Origin of the sequence: Aliirhizobium wenxiniae (genome assembly GCF_019511445.1) — a bacterium.
GTDB classification, from domain to species: Bacteria; Pseudomonadota; Alphaproteobacteria; order Rhizobiales; family Rhizobiaceae; genus Neorhizobium; species Neorhizobium wenxiniae_A.
On record NZ_JAEUAN010000039.1, the window covers coordinates 20,489 to 27,097 of the forward strand.

The 6,609-nt window shown below is 56.1% G+C and carries 4 protein-coding genes and 2 pseudogenes; all 6 read left to right on the plus strand.

The window, feature by feature from the left end; genetic code table 11:
* The 6 genes and pseudogenes from nirK to JNB91_RS29535 all read left to right on the plus strand — a co-directional run bounded on the left by nirK (position 1) and on the right by JNB91_RS29535 (position 6,397).
* Positions 1 to 1,140, plus strand: coding sequence for a copper-containing nitrite reductase (gene nirK, locus JNB91_RS29510; protein WP_220328999.1), 1,140 nt, complete (start codon positions 1 to 3; stop codon positions 1,138 to 1,140).
* A 66-nt stretch (positions 1,141 to 1,206) separates the two neighbouring features.
* A complete protein-coding gene (locus tag JNB91_RS29515; RefSeq protein ID WP_220329000.1) occupies positions 1,207 to 2,103 on the plus strand; it encodes a formylglycine-generating enzyme family protein in 897 nt (298 codons plus the stop codon).
* A 91-nt stretch (positions 2,104 to 2,194) separates the two neighbouring features.
* A complete protein-coding gene (locus JNB91_RS29520) occupies positions 2,195 to 2,899 on the plus strand; it encodes a Crp/Fnr family transcriptional regulator (RefSeq protein WP_220329001.1) in 705 nt (234 codons plus the stop codon).
* A gap of 316 nt (positions 2,900 to 3,215) precedes the next feature.
* A pseudogene (locus tag JNB91_RS29525) lies at positions 3,216 to 4,247 on the plus strand (IS110 family RNA-guided transposase).
* A gap of 325 nt (positions 4,248 to 4,572) precedes the next feature.
* A pseudogene (locus tag JNB91_RS29530) lies at positions 4,573 to 4,805 on the plus strand (transposase); the annotation flags it as partial.
* A gap of 230 nt (positions 4,806 to 5,035) precedes the next feature.
* Positions 5,036 to 6,397, plus strand: a complete 1,362-nt coding sequence (locus JNB91_RS29535) for an IS110 family RNA-guided transposase (RefSeq protein WP_220329002.1) — start codon at positions 5,036 to 5,038, stop codon at positions 6,395 to 6,397.
* The last annotated feature ends 212 nt before the right edge of the window (positions 6,398 to 6,609 follow it).

Below are 6,609 nucleotides of genomic sequence, written 5' to 3' on the forward strand. Positions count from 1 at the left end.
ATGAGTGAACAGTTTCGGTTGACCCGCCGCAGCATGCTGGCCGGCGCCGCCGTGGCGGGAGCACTGGCGCCGATCGTCACCTCTGTTGCACATGCCGAAGGTGGGGATATCAAGACGAATGCCGCTGCGACAACAGCCAACATAGCTGCGCTGGAGCGCGTCACGGTGGATTTGATGAAGCCGCCTTTCGTGCATGCTCACACGCAAAAGGCAGAGGGCGGCCCGAAGGTTGTCGAGTTCAAGATGACCATTCAGGAAAAGAAGATCATCATCGACGACAAAGGAACCGAGGTCCACGCGATGACCTTCAACGGTTCGGTGCCCGGCCCGATGATGGTCGTCCATCAGGATGATTATGTCGAACTGACCCTCGTCAACCCAGACACCAACGAGCTGCAACACAATATTGACTTTCATTCGGCGACAGGTGCGCTCGGCGGTGGGGCACTGACGGTGGTCAACCCCGGCGAGACGGCGGTGCTGCGTTTCAAGGCCACCAAGGCGGGTGTCTTCGTCTACCACTGTGCCCCCGCCGGCATGGTGCCATGGCATGTCACTTCGGGCATGAATGGCGCGATCATGGTTCTACCGCGTGATGGACTCAAGGATCATCAGGGACACGAGCTTGTTTACGACAAGGTGTATTATGTCGGAGAGCAGGACTTTTATGTCCCGAAGGATGAAGCCGGCCGGTTCAAGAAGTACGACAGTGCCGGTGAAGCCTATCCGGATGTTCTGGAAGCCATGAAGACACTGACCCCGACACATGTTGTCTTCAACGGGGCGGTCGGCGCATTGACGGGAGATAACGCATTGCAGGCAAAGGTTGGCGACCGCGTTCTGATCCTGCATTCGCAAGCGAACAGAGATACGCGTCCACACCTCATCGGAGGGCATGGCGACTATGTCTGGGCTACCGGAAAATTTGCCAATCCGCCGGAACTTGATCAGGAAACATGGTTCATTCCCGGAGGTGCTGCGGGTGCGGCCTACTACACATTTCAGCAGCCGGGTATCTATGCATATGTAAACCACAATCTGATCGAGGCATTCGAACTTGGCGCGGCCGGCCATTTCAAAGTGACGGGCGACTGGAATGATGACCTTATGACAGCCGTGGTCTCGCCGACGTCGGGTTAAGGATGTCGGCTCGGCCTCGGATTGAGTGCCGGGCCACATCTCCATGCCGGTCAGGGGGAGGAGCCTGTGACGTTTCCCGATGCCGTTCTTCTTCGTAATGTGTTTTCGTCGATTGTTCTTCCGTTAGCGCTTGTTGTCGGCTTGACGGGCGCAATTGCCGTCCAGTCCGGATTACTTACGACGCGCGGGAATGGCGGCCCGGTTCCCGCAACCGTCAGCATTCCTGGAGGGCGGTTGGAATATCGTGAAAGCGGAGAATTTTTCCGCAACGGCTTGGCCGTCGATGCGCCGATGATCAAAACTCTCCGACAGCCGTTGGAAATCATGAAGTATCAGGTGAGTGCCGAGAGTTACGATCAATGTGTTTTCGAAGGGAGCTGTGCTCGCCGCGATTTGCCGACATCGTCACGCGCGGATTTACCCGTGACAGGTGTTAGCTTTGACGATGCGTCTACCTATGCCCACTGGCTTTCGGATAAAACCGGAGAGATCTGGCGATTACCGACGACTGAAGAGCTGGCGTTTGCCGCAGGCTCGAAATATCCAGATGATGCACTTGGTATCGATCCCGACAGCAAGAATCCTGCGCTGCGTTGGCTGGCAGACTATGAACGCGAAACCGCGCGCAAAGCCTCGCGTCTTCCTCATCCTCAACCCTATGGGAGTTTTGGCGAGAACGACCACGGCCTTGCCGATTTCGGAGGAAATATATGGGAATGGACATCAACTTGCCTGCGCAGGGTCATGTTGGACAGGTACTTGAAGCCGATATCCGACGCCGAAAGCTGCGGTATCTATATTACAGCCGGCAAACATATCGCTCCGTTGAGCTCGTTTATTCGTGAACCCAAAGGTGGCGGTTGTTCGGCCGGCGCACCGCCCGATAATGTTGGCTTTCGTCTCGTGCGTGACAGACGGTGGTATGCGCCGCTGCTTTTTGCCATTTCGGGCCGGCCGATGTAGCGTTGCTCAGCCCGATTCCTCAGGGAGGGAAATGGGCTTCGTTTCGCTATCAACGCGACCTGACCGGCTTCGCACCGAGGAACAAGCCACCTTGAAAATCGACCGCTCGCTTATTCGCTCTATTTCGCTTTTCGACCTTATGCCGGACGAGGAACTGGATCGGTTGCTGCAACATGCGTCTGCTCGGCGCTTTGCCCAAGGGGAGGCCGTTTTTCAGCAGGGCGGAACCGCCGGCAGCTTCTTTCTTCTTCTGCACGGTCGGCTGAAAGTGACGCAAGTGACGGAAGACGGCCAGCAGATCATTGTCAGGGTCGTGCATCCAGGTGATTTGTTCGGTTTTGCCAGGGCGCTTCAGCGTATGGATTACCCCGGTACGGCAACAGCGGTAGCTGAAAGTGTCACACTAGCCTGGCCGACGGAGCTTTGGCCGAGTTTTGTGGAGCACAATCCGCGCCTTGCCGTGACAGCCATGCAGACTATTGGCGAGAGGCTGGAAGAAGCACATGCTCGCATCCGCGAAATGTCAACCGAGGAAGTGGAGCGGCGGGTTGCTCACACTGTCCTGCGCCTCGCCAAAAAGGCGGGGAAACAAGAGAAGGATGGCATCCGCATCGATTTCCTGATTTCCCGCCAGGACATTGCGGAAATGACCGGCACTACCCTTCATACGGTTTCGCGCATTCTGAGCGCTTGGGAACAGATGGGGTTTGTGCTGGGCGGCCGACAGAAACTATTTGTGAAAGATATGACAGAGCTTGAGAGTATCGCCGCGGGCGAATTTCGACGGAGAAAATAAACTCCGCTTCACTTTGCGGGGAAATGCATTCTATCTCCGTCGTCACGGGAGCATACGCTGAGAGCGAAGATTGGATGCTTTGAAAATTCGGATCGGCTTCCACTTGTAAAGTACGGAGACGAGCAAGTTCCCATATCTGCGCAGGAATCCTTGGATTTCGGCTCTCAACGCCGGGAACCCTTTCGATCCAACCCTTGAGTAGAGTGTCATGAGTGATAAACCTATCTGAATAGATGGCGTGGTTGCCGCTCTACCCACCCGGCATGTTCTATCAGAGGATGGTCGGGTTAAATCCAACGGGTGGAAGGATGGCAGGATGACATACGACACGATGATTGGGATTGATCTGGCGAAGAACGTTTTCCAGGTTCATGGAGCTTTGCTTTCCGGGGAGGTGAAGTTCCGGCGGAAGCTATCCCGTGAGCACTTTCGTAGATTTATGGCCGGGCAAGACGCTTCGATCGTCGTGATGGAGGCGTGCGGAAGTGCTCATTACTGGTCACGCGAGATGATAAAACTCGGCCATGAAGTCCGGCTGATAGCACCACAGTACGTTCGTCCATTCGTGAAGCGTCAGAAGAACGATGCCGCGGATGCCGAAGCGATTGTCACAGCCGCACAGCGACCTGAGATGCGCTTCGTCACGCCGAAACTGGAGGAGCAGCAGGCACAGGCGCTTCTTTTTCGCGGGAGAGAACGACTTGTAAGTCAGCGTACCTAGCTGGTGAACGCACTGCGATCGGTCCTCTACGAGTTTGGGTATCCGATTCCTCCCGGCATTGTGCAGCTTACACGGATCGAGGCGATGGTCGAGGCTGAGAACAGCGATCTGCCGGAACTGGTTCGTGACGAATGCCGCGATATTCTGCTGCAGATCGCCGACAAGACGCAACGGATCGAAGCGAAGGCAACACAAATCAGCGCTCTGGCAAAGATTACGGATACAGCGCGCCGTTTACAAACAATGCCGGGCGTTGGACCAATGAGCGCGCTGGCCATTGAAGCGTTTGCTCCACCCATGGAAAGCTTTCGGCGTGGGCGAGACTTTGCGGCCTGGCTGGGTCTGGTGCCGCGCCAGCATTCGTCGGGCGGAAAGGAGCGGCTCGGACGAATATCAAAGGCCGGACAAGCCGATATACGCCGGCTGTTGATCATGGGAGCAATGTCGCGTCTGAACTGGCTCGGGCGGAAGACGATACCGGAGAGGTCTTGGTTATCTGGAATGTTGGCCCGGAAACCCAGAATGCTTGTGGCCATCGCGCTTGCAAACAAAATGGCCAGAGCGATCTGGGCAATGCTGACAACAGGCAAGGATTATCAAAATCCGGCACAGACTGCCGCTGCGTGACAGAGGTGTGGCGTAAGGCAGTTTAGCGTCGGTGACGGAGGTGTGAGAAGTCGACGACCCATATGGGCAAAATGATCGAACAGATCTGGATCAGGAAAACCAGATAGGGGCATAGAGCCTTCAGCTCGCTGAATAGATTTGGACCTGATCCGCTGATCACCATATCGGCCAGCGGCTTCCGAAGTGCCGCATTTAAAGGCCTAACAGAAGACCGCACTCGATCACACTCAATGCGTCAGAAACTTCTAGCATTACGGGCGGCAACCACAGAAACCCCTAGATTTGTAGATGCCTTCTTTCCTAATTTTGAGGCAGGAAGAGCATCATGAGCAAATCGAATTTCAGCGAAGATTTTAAGCGCGACGCCGTGCGTCAGATCACGGAACGAGCTATCCGGTTGCGGAGGTTTCTCAGCGCCTCGGGGTGAGCCAGCATTCCCTGTATGAGTGGAAGAAGAAGTTTGCTACGTCGAACGCCAAAGGCGCCGACGAGGCTGAGGAGATCAGGCGGCTGAAGAAGGAACTGGCTCGCGTCACCGAGGAGCGAGACATCCTAAAAAACGATCACGGGCTTTGGTCCGCCTGTGCGCGGTAGAAACAGGTCATGCTACGATCGCTGCCGGAGGGGAGTTGCCGGCTGCTTATTGGAGGCGTTCGGCCCCGTTAAAAAACGTGGCACATGGGCTGTTGCGAACTTGAGAGTGGTGACGCGGCTTCAGCGGCGATCCCGGTTAGGAAAATGACGAACTTGCGCGGCCCAGCCCCTCCCGAACAGAAGGAGGAGAAGCCATGCCCAAGACAAGATCATCTGCCCCGCAGAACCTCACCCGAACGAACCCGAGCGCGGCCGCGATCGACATCGGGTCCACAATGCATATGGCGGCGGTCAATCCGGACAGCGATGACATGCCAATCCGCGCTTTCGGTACTTTTACACATGACCTGCATGATCTCGCTGCCTGGTTCCGATCCTGCGGCGTCACGAGCGTGGCTATGGAGTCGACCGGTGTCTACTGGATACCGGCTTTCGAGATTCTGGAGGAGCATGGCTTTGAGGTAATTCTGGTGAATGCGCGTTACGCAAAGAACGTCCCAGGTCGGAAGACCGAAGTCAACGATGCGGCATGGCTGCGCCAGTTGCATTCCTATGGTCTGCTACGCGGCAGCTTTCGCCCGAATGCACAGGTTGCCACTTTGCTTGCTTATCTGCGCCAGCGAGAACGGCTGGTCGAGTATGCCGCAGCTCATATCCAGCACATGCAGAAGGCTCTGATGGAGATGAACCTGCAGCTCCATCATGTTGTCTCCGACATCACCGGCGTGACCGGTATGAAGATTATCCGGGCAATCGTTTCCGGCGAGCGCGATCCCGACGCCCTGGCATCATTGCGTGATGTTCGCTGCCACTCTTCTGTCGAAACAATCCGAGCATCCCTGATCGGCAACGATCGTGATGAACACGTGTTTGCTCTTTCCCAATCACTGGAACTTTACGACTTCTATCAATTGAAGATGCTCGAATGCGACCGCAAGCTGGAAACGGCGATCGCCATGATGACTGTGGAAGTCGAAGTGCCGCTCGCGCCGCTGCCAAAAATCCGGACAAAAACCAAGCAGACGAATGCACTGTCCTTTGATGTCCGGGCCGCTCTATGCGGCCTTACGGGCACCGACTTAACACAGATTCACGGCCTCGGCTCCTCGCTCGCCCTCAAGCTCATCGGCGAATGCGGAACGGATCTGCGAGCATGGCCCACCGCCAAGCACTTCACATCATGGCTCTGCCTGGCTCCCGGCAACAAAATATCTGGCGGAAGACTTCTCTCATCGAGAACGCGCCGATCATCGAGCCGGGCAGCCGCACTCTTGCGGTTGGCAGCCACCACGATTGGCCGAAGCGACACGGCACTGGGTGCATTTTACCGACGTTTGGCAGGACGCATCGGAAAGCAGAAAGCCGTGACGGCGACGGCACGTAAGATCGCGGTTCTCTTCTTCAATGCCCTTCGGTTCGGCATGACTTATCGCGATCCTGGTGCGGCGGCATATGACGAGCGCCATCGCGGTCGAGTCTTGGCAAACCTGCAGCGCCGTGCTCGCTCTTTGGGATATCAACTTGATCCCATCCCCGATGCGGAGAGTGTTTCTTAGGAAACAGAGGTATATCCGTAGCGACCAACGTGTCGCGCGTTCAGATCCGTTGTCTAATCGCCTGCATAGGGTCAAGCGGATTTTGAACAAGGTACTTCGTTGCCGTGTTGCGAGCGCGACATCTTTTCTAGATTTTCTTTCGACATCTTTCAGTCCTGCAAATTCGTCCTGTGCTGGGAGCACGGTTGTCTCCGCGGTCGACATGCAGTCGC